At 35.4% G+C, this 18,345-nt stretch carries 14 protein-coding genes; 10 read left to right on the forward strand and 4 right to left on the reverse strand.

Annotated elements, in window-relative coordinates:
* Nucleotides 1-60: 60 nt before the first annotated feature.
* The 6 genes from HGR01_RS10750 (at nt 61) to HGR01_RS10775 (ending at nt 7,192) form a co-directional block, all read left to right on the forward strand.
* The gene (locus HGR01_RS10750) at nt 61-1,356 is read left to right on the forward strand and encodes an AAA-like domain-containing protein (protein WP_052335330.1); all 1,296 of its coding nucleotides are present in this window, start codon (nt 61-63) and stop codon (nt 1,354-1,356) included.
* 10 nt (nt 1,357-1,366) lie between these two features.
* Nucleotides 1,367-3,388: an AAA-like domain-containing protein gene (locus HGR01_RS10755; RefSeq protein ID WP_052335329.1), complete on the forward strand. Its 2,022-nt coding sequence runs from the start codon at nt 1,367-1,369 to the stop codon at nt 3,386-3,388.
* A 1,188-nt stretch (nt 3,389-4,576) separates the two neighbouring features.
* The gene (locus HGR01_RS10760) at nt 4,577-5,557 is read left to right on the forward strand and encodes a hypothetical protein (RefSeq protein WP_045872859.1); all 981 of its coding nucleotides are present in this window, start codon (nt 4,577-4,579) and stop codon (nt 5,555-5,557) included.
* 103 nt (nt 5,558-5,660) lie between these two features.
* Nucleotides 5,661-5,900, forward strand: coding sequence for a hypothetical protein (locus HGR01_RS10765; RefSeq protein WP_045872858.1), 240 nt, complete (start codon nt 5,661-5,663; stop codon nt 5,898-5,900).
* Nucleotides 5,901-6,000: 100 nt separating this feature from the next.
* Nucleotides 6,001-6,225 carry a hypothetical protein gene (locus tag HGR01_RS10770; protein WP_045872857.1) on the forward strand — a complete coding sequence of 75 codons (225 nt, stop codon included), beginning with the start codon at nt 6,001-6,003 and terminating at the stop codon, nt 6,223-6,225.
* A 109-nt stretch (nt 6,226-6,334) separates the two neighbouring features.
* The gene (locus HGR01_RS10775; protein WP_045872856.1) at nt 6,335-7,192 is read left to right on the forward strand and encodes a Fe-S cluster biogenesis protein NfuA; all 858 of its coding nucleotides are present in this window, start codon (nt 6,335-6,337) and stop codon (nt 7,190-7,192) included.
* A 111-nt stretch (nt 7,193-7,303) separates the two neighbouring features.
* Here HGR01_RS10775 and HGR01_RS10780 read toward each other — a convergent pair whose 3' ends face one another.
* From HGR01_RS10780 to HGR01_RS10795, 4 genes are all read right to left on the reverse strand, one after another.
* Entirely contained in the window at nt 7,304-8,911 is a 1,608-nt protein-coding gene (locus HGR01_RS10780; RefSeq protein ID WP_045872855.1) for a TrbI/VirB10 family protein, read from the reverse strand.
* A 304-nt stretch (nt 8,912-9,215) separates the two neighbouring features.
* Nucleotides 9,216-9,410 carry a hypothetical protein gene (locus tag HGR01_RS10785; protein WP_228045222.1) on the reverse strand — a complete coding sequence of 65 codons (195 nt, stop codon included), beginning with the start codon at nt 9,408-9,410 and terminating at the stop codon, nt 9,216-9,218.
* Between the two features lie 69 nt (nt 9,411-9,479).
* On the reverse strand, nt 9,480-11,645 hold the full coding sequence (locus tag HGR01_RS10790) for a GumC family protein (protein ID WP_045872853.1): 2,166 nt from the start codon (nt 11,643-11,645) through the stop codon (nt 9,480-9,482).
* A 1,252-nt stretch (nt 11,646-12,897) separates the two neighbouring features.
* A complete protein-coding gene (locus HGR01_RS10795; protein WP_264266207.1) occupies nt 12,898-13,035 on the reverse strand; it encodes a hypothetical protein in 138 nt (45 codons plus the stop codon).
* Nucleotides 13,036-13,501: 466 nt separating this feature from the next.
* On the opposite strand from HGR01_RS10795, the gene HGR01_RS10800 reads away from it, so the two are divergent.
* From HGR01_RS10800 to HGR01_RS10815, 4 genes are all read left to right on the forward strand, one after another.
* Nucleotides 13,502-14,851: a glycosyltransferase family 4 protein gene (locus HGR01_RS10800; RefSeq protein WP_045872851.1), complete on the forward strand. Its 1,350-nt coding sequence runs from the start codon at nt 13,502-13,504 to the stop codon at nt 14,849-14,851.
* Nucleotides 14,852-15,604: 753 nt separating this feature from the next.
* The gene (locus tag HGR01_RS10805; RefSeq protein ID WP_045873022.1) at nt 15,605-16,039 is read left to right on the forward strand and encodes a hypothetical protein; all 435 of its coding nucleotides are present in this window, start codon (nt 15,605-15,607) and stop codon (nt 16,037-16,039) included.
* 24 nt (nt 16,040-16,063) lie between these two features.
* Entirely contained in the window at nt 16,064-16,903 is an 840-nt protein-coding gene (locus HGR01_RS10810) for an ABC transporter permease (RefSeq protein ID WP_045872850.1), read from the forward strand.
* Between the two features lie 15 nt (nt 16,904-16,918).
* Nucleotides 16,919-18,196, forward strand: coding sequence for a polysaccharide ABC transporter ATP-binding protein (locus HGR01_RS10815; protein WP_045872849.1), 1,278 nt, complete (start codon nt 16,919-16,921; stop codon nt 18,194-18,196).
* The last annotated feature ends 149 nt before the right edge of the window (nt 18,197-18,345 follow it).

Consider the following 18,345-nt stretch of genomic DNA (forward strand, 5'->3'; position numbering starts at 1 on the left):
TTTGCTAGTCTAACTTTCCCAACATCAGTATTTACTTACATTATTAATTAGAAATATTCTATGCCTACAATTATGGATAATAAAGATTTAGATGAAAAATTTAAACAACTCAATCGTTCGCCTAAACGCAAAGAAATTTTACTTAAATTGCTCTCTGGGGAAACAGATGAAGCAATTGCTTTAGCACTAAAAATTGAAACAGGAACAGTGAGAAGGCAAATTTCTTTAATTTGTCAATTATTTGGCTTAAAAGAAGAAGAATCGTATGAACGCCGTTCCAGACGCAGTGAATTAATTAGCTTATTCGCCAAATATAAACCAGAACTAGTGAGAAATAAAATCTCTACAAATTTTACTCCACAAGCACCTTTTAATTCTGAACAATATATTGATTTACCACAAGTTGAATCGATATGTCACCGAGAAATACTACAACCTTCTGCTTTAATCAGAATTAAAAGTCCTGGTTTAACAGGTAAAACTCATTTATTAAAAAATATTTTGCAATACGCTCAATCACAAGGATATTCCGCGATTAATATAAATTTTCTCGAAGCTGATCAAGAAGTTTTGAGCAACATCGAAGCTTTAAACTATTGGTTTTGTAATACTGTAGGTTATGCCTTATTCGGTGCCACTAAAATGGATATTTATTGGGATAAAACTCTATCTTCTAATATGAGATGTAGCGTTTATTTCCAAGATTATATCTTAGCTAATCTAGAGAATCCTTTAGTTCTTGGCTTAGATAACGTCGATCACATCTTTCCTTATGCTAGTCTAGCATCTGATTTTTTTGGGCTGTTAAGAGCTTGGCATGAAAAAGGAAGAAATGGCAATCAATGGCAAAATTTAAGAATCATACTTGCCTATAGCACAGATGTGTATATTCCTTTGAATATTAACCAATCGCCATTTAATGTTGGACAAATAATTGAGTTACCAGAGTTTACTAAAGCACAAGTACAAGAGTTAGCCATTAGATACGGATTAAATTGGCATGACAAGCAAGTAGAAAAATTAATGGCACTAGTAGGGGGACATCCTTACTTAGTTCAGAAAGCATTACTGCATATCAAAAATCAGCCACATATCAAACTAGAAGAGGTTTTAAATACTGCTGCAACCCCATCAGGATTATATGCCGATCATCTCTGGGAAATTTGGGTGAAGTTAAAACAAGAACCGCATCTAATTACAGCCATGAAAAGTCTTGTACAAGCGAATCAACCAATATTGTTAAACCCAGAGCAAGTACGTCAATTAAATAGAATGGGATTAGTTCGTTTATCAGGTAATAATGTAGAACCTCGATGCCAATTATATCGTCTTTATTTTCGTGTTTGGTTAAATTAAGAGATAGCTTATGTCAGCAGAAAAGACTTTACCTTATAGATATCAAGTAGGAGGTAGTTTACCTCATGATGCTCCCACTTATGTTAAACGCAAAGCAGATGATAATCTGTTTAATGCACTAAAAGCAGGTGAATTTTGCTATGTATTTTCTTCTCGGCAGATGGGTAAATCTAGCTTGAGAGTACATACTATACACCGCTTACAAAAAGAAGGAATAATATGCTCTGTAATTGACCTCACAGAAATTGGCTCTCAATTGAATTATCAGCAATGGTATAAAGGCATTGCCTACTCTTTAATGATGAATTTACAAATTAATAATCCTATCATTCACAAAGAATGGTGGGAGAAACACAAAGATTTATCATCTGCTTATCAATTAAGTTTATTTCTCGATGAATTGCTAAAATCTACTTATCAAAAAATTGTCATCTTTATAGATGAAATAGATTTTGTTAAATGCCTAGATTTTCCTACAGATGAATTTTTTGGCATCATCAAAACTTGTCATAGCAAGCGTTCTTACACACCAGAATATAAACGCTTAAGTTTTGCTTTAGTGGGCGTGACTACTCCCTCAAATTTAATTCAAGATAAAAATCATACACCCTTTAATCTTGGTAGACCAATTGAATTATCAGGTTTCCATTTTTCAGAAGCCGAACATTTAGCAAAAGGTTTGGCTAAAAAGTTCTCTAGCTTGGAAATAGCTAAAAAAGTTCTCAAAGATATTTTAAGTTTAACTGGTGGGCAACCATTCTTAACACAAAAAATCTGTGATTTAGTTGTTAACCTTTCCGAACGTCCGCGTCTGGGCGAAGAACAACAATGGGTCAAAAATATTGTAGGTGAAAAAATAATTGAGAATTGGGAATATCAAGATGAGCCAGAACATTTAAGAACAATTAGTGAACGCATTTTGAGGAGTCAGAATGCAATTGGGGTTTTGCATTTATATAGAACTATTTTAGAGGGTAAGATAGTTAAATATGATAATAGCGAAGAAGCGACAGATTTATTACTATCTGGCTTAGTCAAAAACCAAGGTAGATTGAAAATCTATAATTATATTTATGCATCTGTTTTTAATCAAAAATGGATTACTAAAACATTAGAAAAACTTGGCTGTCCTTATGCAGAACAGTTACAAGAATGGATACAATCTGGTCGGATTAATAATTCACAATTATTATTACCAGAAGCAGCCCTGTATAAAGCATGGCAATGGGCTGATGGGAAGTCATTAAGTTTTGTAGATTATGAATTCCTTTGTGCTAGTTTATTGGCGAATAATATTAGCAAAAATAGTATTAATTTTGATAATCAAATTTTTACTGGTTTAAAAGTTAGAGAAACACAAGAAAAGACAAACAAGATAGCATCAAACAACCAAGAAGATGCCAGAGTTACATCATCTAAACTTTCCCAATCAAAAGCCCAAGCTATCCATGAATATTACAAAAATAATTATATTAAGTTATTAATGCTGATTTTGGGTATTCCTTTTGTAATTCTAATTTCTCAAATTTTGTTTTTACAAAAAAATATTGGTAATAACTGGTTTAATTCTGGCAATAACGAAAATATTTTACGGATAATTAATCAATTACCTGAAAATACAAGTTTTAATAGTAGTGATTTGAAGACAGATTTAAGATTTAGCATCACACCTAATTCAACACAATTGTTAAATACTGAAGATAGTAAAATTCCTGTTTTTATCCCTCGATTAGTTGAAAATAGTCAAATAATTTCAGTACCAAACACTCTGGTATCATCACTTTTAAATGATCAGCAGCAAAAAAAATTAAAGTTAGAAGTAGAAATTAAGTATGACGGCAGTATCAAAGTTTTACGTGCCATTGATGAAAATAATAGAATATATGATCATCCCCAAAGTTCAGAAATGCAGTTAATCAAGCAAATAGAGAATGCATTCCGTTATGAGTACGAGCCTGGATTTGCTAGATGGGGTTTTCAGAACAAACAAACATTATCTTACAGTTTGTCTCTGACAATTTTAAAATATTAGGTATAATTTTCAACAATAAACCTTTGAGAATTCATGAAATTGCTAGATGCGATCGCAACCAAAACCACAGAGTATTTTAACTCTGTAGCGGGCAAGATGCTCGCCACCAATAGTTATATGATTTATTCTATAGCATTTACAGAAAGGACATGGTGTTGCCCGAACAAGCACCACCCTGTAGCCATAGTACGTTAGTCATAGACTATGTGTTTTTCTATTGGTTACTATGCATGATTCAGGTGATAAGTATTGTAGCGTATCACCTGTTTCTCAATATTTATCTCTCATTATCAAGAGATGGTTTTTTAATTATATACGCTAAAGCACAAAATCATGATTCTTAATGTAATTATCACAAAATATCCGTAACTATAATTTTCATCAAAAGGTTCTATGCATAACAGCTTTTTTTTCAAAAATGTGGATAATATTTAGACCAAAATAATTTTGATATTTCACATTTATAATTGAACTTTTTACTAAAACCAGAATATACAAATAAATTAAGCTTCATAGTTTCAGGTATGATTGCAATATCATGTTAATTAAGCCTATAAATAATGGTTGATTTTTTCTGACATATATGCATTGATTGCATATAGTATATGGGAATATTTCATGATAAACTTTTATTTTTTGTTGGCAGGCGATACAAAATTCCTGGCTAAATATTGAATGTATTGAAACTTGTCTGAATATTGGCAAATATCCCCTAGAAATTTGCCAATATCTTGTTTTATAGTTGAAAATCTTGATACCTTAAATCTAAGGAGTGTTGAGCAGATTCCTGGTAAAAACACCTATAGCAATCCTCAATCATTCACTTTGCAAGCATAATTGTTTCGGGTAAAGATATTTGTATGTTGTAGGAAATTGCCCAACTTACAAAATTTTCCCGGGATGATAATTCTTATTTTCGGGTAGATAGAAAGCGTCTTATTTTTTCACCCTACCCTTAGATTTAACTTCAACAAATCCTAGATATCGTATCTGAAAACAGGAAGAGTTAGTTTAGTTAAGGGTTCAAGGGGGAAGGCAAAAGGGGAAACCAAGGGAATTCTGCTTCACAGAATCACTATCTGCGTAAATCAGCTGACTATATATAGCCCTAGATGATAGATGCTTATATCTCTTCATCTTTTTTAGGCTTTAAACATTTAATTCCCCAACAGCCAGATTACGGTAGTTATGACTCCTAACATTACAGATTCAGTAGTGAAGGCGACAATAGCAGCCATTGCATCTGAGTCAGCAACTACAGAAGAGCAAATTCAGATGCTGATTGAGATAGCATTAGGCTGGCAAAAAAAGCATCCAACTGTCAAAGACTTGCGGAATGTAATTTCTCTCTATTATCGGATTTATGAAATGTGCGGTGAAGACTATCCGCTACTCAAAGCTCAGGCTAAAGTAGGGATGGCTAAGGCACTGCAGAGAATTCCAAATGTAAGTCCGCAACTGCTGCTGCAAGCGAAAGCTGCTTATGAAGAAGCATTGCCCATATTACAGCAGTTCACTGTCAAAGCAGAAGTGGCAGAAGTGCAGATGAACTTGGGGTTGGTGTTGCAATCACTAGTACCCTTCAATTTAGCCAGGATAGTAGACAGCATCAGCGCTTATCATCAGGCTTTGCAGGTATTTACTTGGCAAGACTATCCCCAAGAATACGCCATCTTATACAACAATCTTGCGATCGCTTACCTTTCTATGCCCCTCGCCTCAGAACGAGAATACTTACACCAGGGATTAGCGGTGCAATCATTGCTAGTAGCGCTGAAGCATATCAAGTTGAGCGAACATCCTAGAGAATATGCCATGTTGCAGAACAACCTGGGTAACGCTTGGCAATATTTAGTAACTGCCCATCCTTTAGAGAATAACTTACGCGCGATCGCAGCTTATGATGAAGCCTTAAAGGTGCGTAATCGGCAAGATACACCTATCGAATACGCTCATACAATTTCTAATAAAGCCTACGCTCTGCGTCACTTACCAGATAATTTTCAACAGCCAGAAGCTCATAATTCACACAATCTCTCACAGTCTCGCACTTACTATCAAGAAGCTTGGGAAATTTTCAGTCAGTACCAACATTTAAAACAAGCACAATTAATAGCCCAATTACTCCAAAAAACTGTTACAGAGGCTACAAATAGCCATCAGCGATAAGTTTGGCATTAACAGTTACTATTTATCAGTTTGTGTACTGTGTATTCACTAGCAATTAAAAATTTATTCGTTATTCAAAAAAAGACTAACAAGGAGAGAAATCATGAGCAATTTCTTCACCAATTTAGCATCTGGTAACCTAAATATTGCCACAGTAATTGTGTGGGTCTTAATAGCAACCGTCTTATCTATGCTTGGCGGTGCTATTGGGGGCATACTACTAGCTGGCAAAGATATAGGTTATAAGTTTTCTGCTATGTTGGGCGGATTGTTTGGCCCTGCAGGTGTAATTCCTGCGATTCTATTAGGACTAGCTGTACTGAATTTGTTCACAAATTTATAGTACATACTTGCACCAATTGTCCGTTAGAAAAATCAGAAAAAGCTAGGATTATTCTGGGTTGATAAATGCTATAAATTCATGCCAATAACTAGGAGGTATCATGTTTGAACTTGGGTGGTTTTCTGCTAAATTATTTTTTAAAGGCAGGCTACTCCGCGACCCCATATATTTTGTGCGACAAATTGCGATCGCAACTGGTATCAATTCCTTAATTTTATTACCACTGGAACAGACTTCAATGCCTTTCTGGTTACCAATCGTCATATCTAGTCTAGCCACAGGTGCAACCATGCCATTTCTCTTGAAAGATTTCAAAACTAAATAGATTATTAGTTGTTTATCTCTAGCAATTGGTCATTAGTCATTTATCTAAAAAACTTGACTTTTGACCTTTCGGCCTTGAAATTTTCCCATTAATGATTGAATTTTGATAAATGAATAAGTTAGAAGAATTAGTGCAAGAAATCAGCCGTTTTGAAGCAATTATATCTGAGTGGAATGAAAGTGAAAAGTATGTGGCTTTAGGTTTAAAGAGAGCTATTGAAGAATTACATAAAACTGCTTTAGAACGGTTAATCAAAAATCTCAAAAAAGAATCTTTATCTGCTTTGCGTCATGCTGTCGATGATGAATTCATTTATGCAGTATTGCTATATCACGAATTAGTCAGACCTCCACAACCGCCTTTAGAAAAACGTATTCAAACAGCTCTTGCAGAAGTACGCCCAGGCTTACAGAGTCATAATGGAGATGTAGAACTAGTAGCAATTAAACTTCCAGATACAGTAGAAGTCAGATTGGTTGGAACTTGCAGTAATTGTCCAGCTTCTACTTTAACTCTCACGCAAGGAATCGAACAGGCTATTAAATCTCATTGCCCAGAGATTACTAAAGTTATTGCTGTGAGTTCTAACTTAAAAGTTGATAATTCCAAGCAAAATTTAATTAATCATCTATCTCAGCTAAAAGGCGCTACCTGGGTGAGAGTGACAACTGTGGAACAAGTGCCAGAATCAGGTATTCTCGAAGTCTCTTTTGCTGGTAATTCCTTAATTTTATATCGTCACGGTATTGATATTATTTGTTATCAAAATGCTTGCGCTCACTTAGGATATACTTTGGATCGAGGTGAAATTGACAATGGTATTCTTACCTGCCCTCATCATGGTTTTAAGTACAACTTAAAAACAGGTGAATGTTTAACAATGCCTGATGTTTCGCTGAAGTTATATCCTGTACAAATTAAAGAAGGTAAAGTTTTTGTTCAACTGCAATCATCAACAGCGAGCTAAAATTTTATCCTGAGATTAGTAACTATTTCTGAAAAATTACACCCACCTGGCTGACAAATTATAGGCGCTACCAATGACAAATGACTAATAACAAATAACAATCTCCACAACTTACAACTGCATTGATTGATTTACATAAACTTGTAATTCTGTCCCAGCAGGTAAAAACCAAATATTGGTTCGTTGCATTAATTGAGAGATAGCTTGTTGATTACGTTGTGTAATTTGAGGAACTAGAGAATTGATACCACCTTCTAAAACTCCAGTCAAAATGTTCCTTTTAGGATTAGTGTTACTCACCACAGTACTACCAGAGGTTGTAGTAATCACTTGAGATTCAGTACGGTTTGATAAATCTGCAAGTTTACCCAATCCACCCAAGATAAATAGTCCCGCATCCATACCAGCAATAGATCCATTTCCCTGGGAAAATTGATTTGCTATTAGGGGTTTTCCATGAGGTGCGCGAATTGTTAATGCATTGCTAGGTAGGCTGATTTCGGTGATGTTTTGATTACTTTGGGAAACAACTTTCAAAACATTGAGCTTTAATAAACCCTGCTCAGAGATAGAATTAATTTCAGTTAATAATTCGGTGGTTTTAGATAGTGCGATCGCACCATCTACAGATTTTAATGGCTCTTTCAACCGTACCACAAATAAGTTTTTGCCACTTTCGTCATTGTTACCGCTAGAACTAGATCTGCTAGTTTCCCCAAATACTGCTGTTGCTAAAACAGCTTTAGCGCTACTTCCTACCGCTAAAGATTTTGGCATTTTTTGAACTGGAGTTGCTACAGGAGATGATTGTACTGGGGTTTGATTGATTGGGGAATTTATTATTGATGACTGTAAACTAGGATTTCTTGGAGGTTGATAACTAGTAGGATTAATATTGGGTTGCTCGTTTGCCTGATTAGAGGGATTTGGCTGTGTTTGAGGTGGGGGTGCATTTGGTGTAGGTGATGGCTTTGTACTCCCCAATAGTTGAGAGGTAGATTTTGTCGATGTGCGCTGTGATTTCGGTGCAACTTTAACAGCAATAAGTTTGGGTTGAGAATTAGCTAATTGCACAGAGTATTTGCTTGGAATACTCCGAGGCACATAAACTGTTGGCAGTAATGTTGCTGTTCTTGTTTGTACGACTTGTAGTTTATCTCTAGAAACCACTGAAGGTTTCATCTGAGAAGCTGATTGATTAATCAATTTTGGTGGCTGTATTAATAGGCTTCTCAGTTCTTGTTGCGCGGCTTTGACTTCTTTGACTTGTTCTGTAAGCGCTAATTTGGTTTTGAGAGTTTCTATTTCTGAAATTCGAGAATCTGTTTCGTTTTGAGGTAGCGATCGCACTTCTAAAACACCAGTCTTTTTTTGAACTGGCTTTTGGCTATTACTACCCATCAACTGCAGCAGAAAAACACTAACCAATAAAACTATAGATAAAGTAGCAGTGCCAACTAAAATAACTTTTGCAAAAGGATTAGATGAAACAGATTGCTTAGTTGCAACTACTTCTGATGTAATAGGGAATGCTTCTGAGACGTTTGATGTTTGTATTTCCTCTATATCAGAAAGATGTTCTTCAAGTCCAACTAATTTTGCTATCTGTGTTTCCCAATCAGAAGATTCTACTTCTATGTTTTTTACAGATTCATCCTGAGATAGCAGATTAACTATGTTTGATGAATGGGTATCTGTAACAATTAAATTTTGATTCATATTATATCAATTAAATTTTCAAACAAAGGGATATTTTTTTGAAAAAAATACAACTTAATTACACATTTTTACTAGATTGGTTGTAGCTAATGTATGATGTTATATATAAGTTTAATAAAAGCAATATCTTTTTATTTAATGTTAATTATCTGATGATGCAATCTTTCTCCCTAACAAATCTGGTTGGGAACTAGTGCGTAAAAGTCTGGCTGCTTCTACAGCAGTATCTACTCTGCGAAAGTGATTTGCATCTTCAATTTACTGAGAGAGATTAGCAAATTTAAATTAGAATATTGCAGAAAAATTAACCAAAGTACCAGCAGTGATTGGATCTGGTATATTTAATTGTCCTGTAGACTGATTGATTGATTGCATTTCCAGCTTGAATTTCTACAGGCTTTAATGTTTGCCGCAAGTTATTTCTCAGATAGGTTTGTAAATTTCCAGAATATGATTGGAACTCCTGCCAAACTCTACCTAATTTTGCCATAGATGGCATCGCAATTAGCCATCCTAAACTAATCGTAAAAAAATAGACTTTTGCATCACACTAATTAATTTACGGTATTTAATCATTCAAATTGCTACTTTGTCCATTACCCACAATACCTAATACATTCATCGGCGAAATTTTCAAGTGATCTAAAGTTTGTTCTACTTTGGCAGAATCTGTTTTATCAATCCTAACTACTAATAAAATCCCATCAGTATTTGGTGCTAGCAAGCTAGCATCAGCTAACCCTAGTAAGGGAGGAGTGTCATAAATTACTAAATCAAAGTTATTATGGAAATCTGCCATCAAGCGTTTCATCTTCTCAGATGAAAGCAACTTTGTGGGATCAGGAGGTATGGGGCCAGCCGTGAGCACTGATAATTGGCTCATAGAAGGTAATTTACGAATTACTTCCTCTGGTGGTAAATTTGTAGAAATTAAATTACTTAATCCCCATAAATTATTTAAATGTGACAGAGAGTGAATTACAGGCTGACGCAGATTTGCGTCTACAAGTAGTACTCTTTGCCCCATTGCTGTAGCTATTTGCGCTAAATGGAAAGCAACTGTAGACTTGCCATCACCAGACATAGCTGAACTAATAATGATAGAGCGCATCTGGCGATCGCAACTGAGAAGTTGAATATTTGTATAAAGTACCCGTAAAGCTTCTAAAAATTGTACAGAATGATTGCTGTAGTTTTGAGCTGGTATGACTGCTAATCCAGGAATGCTTTCAGAGGGAAAATTTGGGATTCTGGCTACGGTAATATTTCCTTCAGAGCCAGGGGATTGACTAATGTGCAGTTGCTTTTCAAAGGGAATATTACCTAATAATGGTAGCTTCAGCTTGTCCTTGAGATCATTGGTGCTATGGTAGGTATTGTCAATCTTTTCAATCAGGACAGCAACACCTATTCCTGCTACTAAACTCGTAATCAATCCCATGATTAAATTACGTTTTATATCAGAACTAGTAGCAGGAAATTGAGGTTGAATTGGCATCTTCAGTAATTGCCAACCCAATTCTGTCTGGGATATCCGAATTTGGAGATCTTCACGAGTAGATAAAAAACGATTGAGGCTTTCTGTAGTGATCTGTAATTTTCTTTGTAGTGCGTTATGTTGCCTTGCCAAAGCTGGCAATGTCTTGCGTTTCTGTTCAAGTTTTTGTATTGTTTTGTCTATCTCCTGCCCTTGCACCTCTAGGGTTTGAACTTGTGTTGCGATCTCAGAAAGCTTTACATCCATAAAGCGTTGTGCTTCATTACGCAGCAACGGCAATAAACTTTCTCGTTTAGCTTGCAACGTTTGAATTGTGGGATTTTCTGATTGTAGCCGCGTTGACTCTTGGGCAATTTGAGCATCTAATTGACGAATCTGAGTTAGTAACTGCTGATATAAAACAGCATTATTAAGTGCAGATGTTGCTCCGTCTTTTCCTTTAATAATATCTAAGTTAGACCGAGCTTCCCCCAACTGCATATCAATATTTTGTCGTTGTTCAGACAATTTGGCTATTTGCTCATCTACTTGCTTCGCCTCAGCTTCTGGGTCGTTAAATTTGTAATTTAGCCGAAAACTTTGCAATTCTCTTTGGATATTATCCACTCGATTCTGTAAATAAGGAAGTTGTCTTTCAACGAACTGAATTCCTTGGCGTAGTTTCGTTTGCCGCCTTTCTTGGCTGTATTCTACATACTCTTGAGAAATTTTGTCTAATACAACTTTAATTTTTTTGGGATCTGTACCGCGATATTTAACCTCTATAATTTTGGTTTCACCTAAACGATTAATCTGCAAGCCATTGATTAGCTCATCATAACTAATGTCTGGATAATAGGGTTTTATATGTTTAACGATCCCCCCTATTAATTCAGGGCTTTTTAGAACCTGAATTTGGCTATCATAATCTAGATTACTTTTACTTGTTGAGTTAGCATCTTTGACAACATCCACTACTTTACTGTCATCATTCACAGGTTCAACTAGCAACTGAAAACTACTTTCATACTCTGGTTGCTTTTGATTGAACCTCATATTAAAAGCAGAAGCTAGCATCACAACCGTAGATACTCCAACAATCACTAGAAATCGTCGCCTGATTAGACCGATAAATTCACGAAAATTCCAACCTTTTTCTGGATCTTCCATCTCGGGGAAAGGTTGTGACAAGTAAGATGCTGGTACAGAATTTCTATTCCGGTCATAATCCGAGAATTGATAAGGATGATTCTCCATCATTTATAAATATTGGGTAATTAGAAAAGGAAATTTCAGATAACAGGTTTAAAATTATTAATTATGCAGCAACTAACAGCTTAATTGAAGCCTACTCTAGAAAGTTATTTCTGTACTAAGTTTAGAGGTTGGCAGTTTTTTAATAAGGCTGTATATGGAATAAGCTGAGTGCTATCTGTGAGTAAACAAGCTTTGGTCAACTATATCAGTAGTTTAACGATTAAATTATAAGTGAGTAACATACGTATTAATATATTAATTTTATGAAGTTCATAATATTTATAAAAAATCCTACTTGCTTTTTAAGCATTTAAGCTCTCTAGAAACTTGCCATGTACAAGTTTTATTCTCAGTATGCTTGACGATAGTTGAGTAAGCTTTTTGTATTTCCAATACAAAAAGCTTTGTTAGCTCGACTTTACTATTACAATTCATCCAAATTATTTTTAGTACTTGCGGTTTATTGTTAGATGTTTCCATAATCTGCTTTCAGATATTTAATCTGACCTGCTAGCATAGCCTTTTTAAAGGTTATATATAACTCTTATATAACTAGATAATTATAATTGTTTGGTATAAAAAAATACTGATAATCTTTTTGAAAATTAATTTCTATAAGCAATTTATCTTTTGTGATTTATTCTTATAAAATAAAAATATGATCTTTAAATCTTCCTTAAGATAGTAAATATTATGGAAAAAAACTCTAAAAAGACTTGTAGCTGAGGTATGAAAAGTTACTATGTTATAATAGATATGGAACCTGAGAGGTAACTTATATCACTAAATACTTATTGCCTCTATATAATAGTTGAAATTTACCTTAAATGTTTAAAATCGATAATTTTTGGCTGATTTTTGAATTTACAAATTTTACATAATCTTGACCATACTGCTGAATACTGAATTTAAATTTAACTCCTACAGCGAAAATACTCTAAAAACAATGTAATTTTATATACAATTACTTAGCTGATCAAAAAAATATCTCAGTTGTATACATAGTTATTTTATAAAGATTATGTATGAAATTTTTTGTGAAATCATGAATTTATGATGAAGTACGCACGTAAATTGGAAACATGGTATTGTAATTAGAGGTTAGACGTGATGAGCAATTATAAGCCTAAAGTTCTTAAGGGTTTGTAGTTGTTTAATAATCGCTAAAGCAACTGAAACAAGTAGTTTTTGCAATTGTGATTGTCATTTGGAAGCTTTCTTTAACCCCAAGTTACATTTAACGAAGAAATAATTAATAGAAACAATGATGTGAAGAAAGAGAAACGAATTCAAAATCTAATACCAATTGTTCTATATCTAAAGATTCCGCATCAAGTTTGATTTCTGGAAAAATACCGTAGAACTCTAATCCTCTTCTTGTGTGTTCCATTCTCAGAGTTAACTGTTCCCTAATATCTACGAGTAAGTACAAAAATCAAAATTGATTCTTAAAGCAGAATACTTAGATAATTAATAGCCTGGAAAGAGCTAAAGAAGAAAGTAATAAGATAAATTTAACTGCCTTCTTAAACAAAGCTTTCTAGTTCATAAACCTAATACTACTACTCCTATTTCTCCTTTAATTAAGATTTACGTTTTGCTAGGATATTTAGGAAATAGTTTTCTCATTTCAAGTTTTGGGAACATAGTTTAGATTGTAATTATTTTTTACTATGCTTGTGTTAGGTGTAGAATTTGCCTTATATAACTTGAAGATATAGCTGCAGGTATATATAGATGATTTTCTAAAACCTGTTGACTAATGTATTGACATGGAATTAAAGCAGGCTGGGTTCCATATAAATTAATAGACTCAGCGCCACTTTAAAGCAAGATTTACACTATAGGATAGGCCGATGAGACTTAATGAATGGATTAATCAAAAATTCTTTCCATCCATTTCTACTCAATTAGAACCAAAAGAACAGCTTTCTTTCAAGACTCATAAATCCTTGAAATTATCTGTAATCACTCAGTTTTTTCCTCCAGACTATGCAGCTACGGGACAGTTAGTGGAAGAACTAGTGAGAAATTTAGGTCAACAAGGAGTAGATGTTGAGGTTTTTACCAGCCAACCAGGGTATGCGTTTCAGTCAGCTAGTGCACCCTCTGTTGAGCGTCAGGGTAGAGTAAGAATTCAGCGATCGCGTACAGCGCAGCTTTGGCCGGGACGAATTCGTGGTAAGGCCATCAATGGTGTTTTATATACTGTGCGTGCTTTCCTCTATCTCATAAGAGGCTGGAGGCGCAGTAATTTATTGTTATTGACTACAGCACCTCCATTTTTGCCAATTGTTGGATATCTAGCGCATAAATTTTTCCGATTGTCCTATGTCTGCATATTGTATGACCTCTATCCAGACATTGCGATCGCCCTCGGAGTCATCTCCAAACATAACTGGATGACCAGATTATGGCAAAAACTCAATCAGCAAATTTGGCTCAATGCTAAGGGCATCATAGTGCTGAGTCCTGGGATGAAACAAAGAGTGGTAGCACATTGCCCACAGATAGCTGATAAGGTTTCTGTAATTCACAGTTGGGCAGATCCGGAATGGATTAAGCCCATTGATAAACATAAAAACTGGTTTGCATGGAAGTATAATCTTGTCAACAAATTTACCGTACTTTATTCCGGTAATATGGGTCGCTGTCATGACATAGATACTATTGTGCAAGCAGCTAGATATCTGCATGATGAACCAATCCAGTTTGTTTGTATTGGTGGGGGAGCAAAACGGAACGAGCTAATCGAGGAAGTGAAGGTATTAGGGTTGAAAAACTTCTTGTTTTTACCCTATCAGGATCAACAAGTACTTCCCTATTCCTTAACTGCTTGCGATCTAGCGCTAGTAAGTGTAGATGCATCTTCAGAGAGTATGGTCGTTCCTAGTAAGTTGTACTCAGCTTTAGCGTCAGGACGGCCGATAGCAGTGATATGTTCGCAAGATTCTTACTTAAGAGAAATGATTGCAGAAGCCAACTGTGGTGGCACATTTGACAATGGAGACGGATATAGTTTAGCCCAATTTATTCGCTTGCTCTCTCATGATCCCCAACTAGGAGAGAACATGGGTAAGTCGGGTCGTCAATATCTGCGATCACATTTCACACCAAAAATCATATCTAAACAATATCTTGAGGTTCTGAAGCAAGCGATATTTGCTGAAGGTGTGGCTACTCTATCAGAAAGCCGTACCAAGTAAAGGTGGTTGATGGGGCTTTATATGTCAAATTTCTGGTTACTTTTATTTGGTGCATCATCACCATTTTCTGTTCTTTGATTGAACAGTTCAACTTACTGAAGTTTTCCTGAAAATTTATTAGTTTGAAGTGCCATTTTTATCTCATTATTTTGAGATAACCAGCTTGCCAAATAATTTTTATAGCAAGTTATATTTCTTTCATAAAGCAATTCAAACTAATACATAGACATATAGTATAATTTTGCTTTCAGTAACCTATGCCCCATTATAATTGGTAGATTTCATTATTAGGTAGTTCAAAAACAAAGGGAAAATATCGCTAAATTTTTGATTCTTAGTCTTGGATAAACACCAATTTATAGAGCTTTCATCTAGATAACGTCAGACTAGCGGTATTTTGCGACTTTACATGAAACTTCAAAAAATCAGGAACTTATTTATATAAAAAATATTTAATAGGGCTAAAAAAACATGCTATAGTTACTTTTGTAACATTCTTAAAGAGAGTTAATCTATATTAAATTTAACTCAAGACCGAGGTTAAATTATTGGAAAAAATACTTTATCCTATTAAATAAGTTTGTTTTTATACTGATTTTACATGGCTGTTAAATAAAGCGTTTTTATCGCAGATTAGTTGAATAAATTATTTTCAATTTTATGGAGAAGGGCTTTGATGGTCTTATAGATCTCAGTCCCTCCAAACCTAACCTTCCTGATTTTGTTGTCTATTTATTGATATGGGAGGTCAAATTGCAGAGAAGGTGTGACCGAAATCGGAAACGCTCAAAACGGCGTGCTATCTACTGTCCATGTCACGGCTGCTATCTCGATAGCGTCAGCCAAAAATATCAGCTGTATGCTACCCAAGCAGGACAGTTGCAGCAGCGAGGTATAAGTAGGCGTAATGCATTGATGCTAGTAGCTAATCAAGGTGCAGTATTAATAGATGGAGAATGGCTAGAGGCATTTTGGTGCGATCAGTGCCAGCAAACCAAATGGTATCACGTCCATAGGTGCGGTGAGCGGACATATGAACTTTCACTAGCACCAAGAGAGCTTTGGCAACAGGTAACAGGAGTCAATCACCCTGAAGGAAACCCTTCTGTAGGCGAGTTTACTCGCAGACAAGCAAGAGTACTTGGCTATAAAAGTATTAAAGATTTTCATTTTGTAGGTCAGTATTAAAAATCTTCAACCAATACCCAACTTATGAATAGCCAAGAAATTACACAACCAGAATTAGTAATTGAAGCTGGACGTACAGAACAGCAGTATTGGAAAGACCTATGGCGTTATCGCGAGCTATTATATTTTCTTGCTTGGCGTGATATTTTGGTGCGTTACAAACAAACCTTTATTGGTATAGCTTGGGCACTTATTCGGCCATTTTTAACAATGGTAGTGTTTACTGTAGTTTTTGGTAATTTAGCGAAATTACCTTCAGAAGGTGCGCCTTATCCAATTTTGGTGTTTGCTGCTATGTTACCTTGGCAGTTTTTTTCCAATGCTTTAGGTGAGTGCAGTAACAGTTTGATTGCTAATGCCAACCTGATATCTAAGGTCTACTTCCCGCGTTTGATTGTACCTATCAGTGCAGTAACTGTCAGCTTCGTTGACTTTATGATTTCTGGCATAATTTTGCTAGGATTAATGGCTTGGTATAATTTTATTCCTGGTTGGCGAATACTAACATTGCCTTTATTTATAGCTATTGCCTTTGCAGCTTCTATGGGAGTAGGGCTTTGGCTAGCAGCATTAAATGTAGAATATCGAGATTTCCGCTATATTGTGCCATTTATTATGCAATTTGGCCTATATATATCACCAGTAGGCTTTAGTAGTAGTGTTGTCCCAGAAAAGTGGCGTTTACTCTATTCTTTAAACCCAATGGTGGGGGTAATTGATGGTTTTCGCTGGGCAATTATAGGAGGAGATTCAAGTATTTACTTGCCAGGGTTTATATTATCCATGTTATTAGTTATCTTTTTACTGATAACTGGTATCTGGTATTTCCGCAGAATGGAACGGACGTTTGCTGATGTAATTTAGCAAGGAGCAAAGCAGATGTCTGATGTTGTAATTAATGTAGAGAATTTAGGTAAAAAATATATTCTTAGTCATCAGCAGGAGCGTTCTGGACGCTACCGCTACAAGGCTCTGCGTGATGTCATTGCAGATGGAGCTAAATCGCTCGCTCAAAGATTTATCAAGCCTGCTGCGAAAGAATTGTCCAATCCAGCAAGAGAAGAATTTTGGGCATTGAATGATGTTTCCTTTGACATTAAGCAAGGTGAAGCCATTGGTATTATTGGGCGTAATGGTGCTGGTAAATCGACACTTTTAAAAGTTTTAAGCCGCATCACAGAACCAACTACAGGACGTATTGCAATTAAAGGGAGAGTAGCAAGCCTCTTAGAAGTAGGTACAGGATTTCACCCAGAATTAACGGGGAGAGAGAACATCTACCTCAACGGTTCTGTGTTAGGTATGAGTGGATTTGAAATCCGCAAGAAATTTGATGAGATAGTTGCTTTTGCTGAGGTAGAAAAGTTTTTAGACACACCAGTAAAACGCTATTCTTCCGGGATGTATGTGCGCCTTGCTTTTTCTGTAGCAGCCCATTTAGAACCGGAGATTTTAATTGTCGATGAAGTTTTAGCTGTAGGCGATTCTTCCTTTCAAAAGAAATGCTTGGGAAAAATGGGCGATGTCGCTACAAAAGAAGGCCGCACAGTCTTATTTGTGAGTCATAGTATGCAAGCGATCGCTCAGTTAACACAACGTTGTATCCTACTGTCTAAAGGTAAGGTGCAGTTTGAAGGCAATACTGGCAAAGCTGTGCAATTATATCTGGCAGGTCATCAAGACGAAGTAGTTAAATCTGCCTATTATCAAGCACCTGTCAATAAAGCTGGTAACTACGTAGCTTGGGCAAAAGTAGAAACTTCAGAAGGGCAAGGTATTCACTGTTGGGGTAAACCAATTGTTTTTGAGTTTGCGCTCCATGTAGCTCAACCCCATGAAAGTCTCTGGTTCTCTTTTCAAATAGTTAGCGCCCTGCAACAACCCATTTGTATTTTTTGGTATTACGAACCCCAAGCGCCATTTCGACGTGAGCCAGGAACATTTATTATTCGATGTGAAATACCAACATTAAGGTTATATATGGGTTCCTATACCTTAACAACATGGTTTTCTGAGCGTCGTAGCGAAACCCTGCTAGAAAACTTGAGAGGAATTTGCGAGTTTGAAGTTAGTATGCATAATTTCGAGCGCCCAGAATATCAATGGCAACCTGATGAATGTACTTATTTAGAAAAGGCTACATGGAAAATGGTCTAATTATTCAATTAGCAACTAATTAACAAATAACAAACAGCTTTGCATTATCTAGAATTATATTTTTTAAATCCAAGTAACACTCTTACTTGGATTTTTTACGAAATTATATCATTATTTAATTTTATTTATTATTTTTAGTATTAAAAATA

It is taken from the genome of Tolypothrix sp. PCC 7712, from assembly GCF_025860405.1.
GTDB classification, from domain to species: domain Bacteria; phylum Cyanobacteriota; class Cyanobacteriia; order Cyanobacteriales; family Nostocaceae; genus Aulosira; species Aulosira diplosiphon.

What these genes read in the sequence shown, in the direction of transcription:
- HGR01_RS10755 (WP_052335329.1), top strand. Translation starts at nt 1,367, where the DNA reads ATGTCAGCAGAAAAGACTTTACCTTATAGATATCAAGTAGGAGGTAGT.
- HGR01_RS10775 (WP_045872856.1), top strand. Translation starts at nt 6,335, where the DNA reads ATGAATAAGTTAGAAGAATTAGTGCAAGAAATCAGCCGTTTTGAAGCA.
- HGR01_RS10750 (WP_052335330.1), top strand. Translation starts at nt 61, where the DNA reads ATGCCTACAATTATGGATAATAAAGATTTAGATGAAAAATTTAAACAA.
- HGR01_RS10815 (WP_045872849.1), top strand. Translation starts at nt 16,919, where the DNA reads ATGTCTGATGTTGTAATTAATGTAGAGAATTTAGGTAAAAAATATATT.
- HGR01_RS10785 (WP_228045222.1), bottom strand. Translation starts at nt 9,410, where the DNA reads ATGCCATCTATGGCAAAATTAGGTAGAGTTTGGCAGGAGTTCCAATCA.
- HGR01_RS10760 (WP_045872859.1), top strand. Translation starts at nt 4,577, where the DNA reads ATGACTCCTAACATTACAGATTCAGTAGTGAAGGCGACAATAGCAGCC.
- HGR01_RS10770 (WP_045872857.1), top strand. Translation starts at nt 6,001, where the DNA reads ATGTTTGAACTTGGGTGGTTTTCTGCTAAATTATTTTTTAAAGGCAGG.
- HGR01_RS10765 (WP_045872858.1), top strand. Translation starts at nt 5,661, where the DNA reads ATGAGCAATTTCTTCACCAATTTAGCATCTGGTAACCTAAATATTGCC.
- HGR01_RS10780 (WP_045872855.1), bottom strand. Translation starts at nt 8,911, where the DNA reads ATGAATCAAAATTTAATTGTTACAGATACCCATTCATCAAACATAGTT.
- HGR01_RS10800 (WP_045872851.1), top strand. Translation starts at nt 13,502, where the DNA reads ATGAGACTTAATGAATGGATTAATCAAAAATTCTTTCCATCCATTTCT.
- HGR01_RS10790 (WP_045872853.1), bottom strand. Translation starts at nt 11,645, where the DNA reads ATGGAGAATCATCCTTATCAATTCTCGGATTATGACCGGAATAGAAAT.
- HGR01_RS10795 (WP_264266207.1), bottom strand. Translation starts at nt 13,035, where the DNA reads ATGGAACACACAAGAAGAGGATTAGAGTTCTACGGTATTTTTCCAGAA.
- HGR01_RS10810 (WP_045872850.1), top strand. Translation starts at nt 16,064, where the DNA reads ATGAATAGCCAAGAAATTACACAACCAGAATTAGTAATTGAAGCTGGA.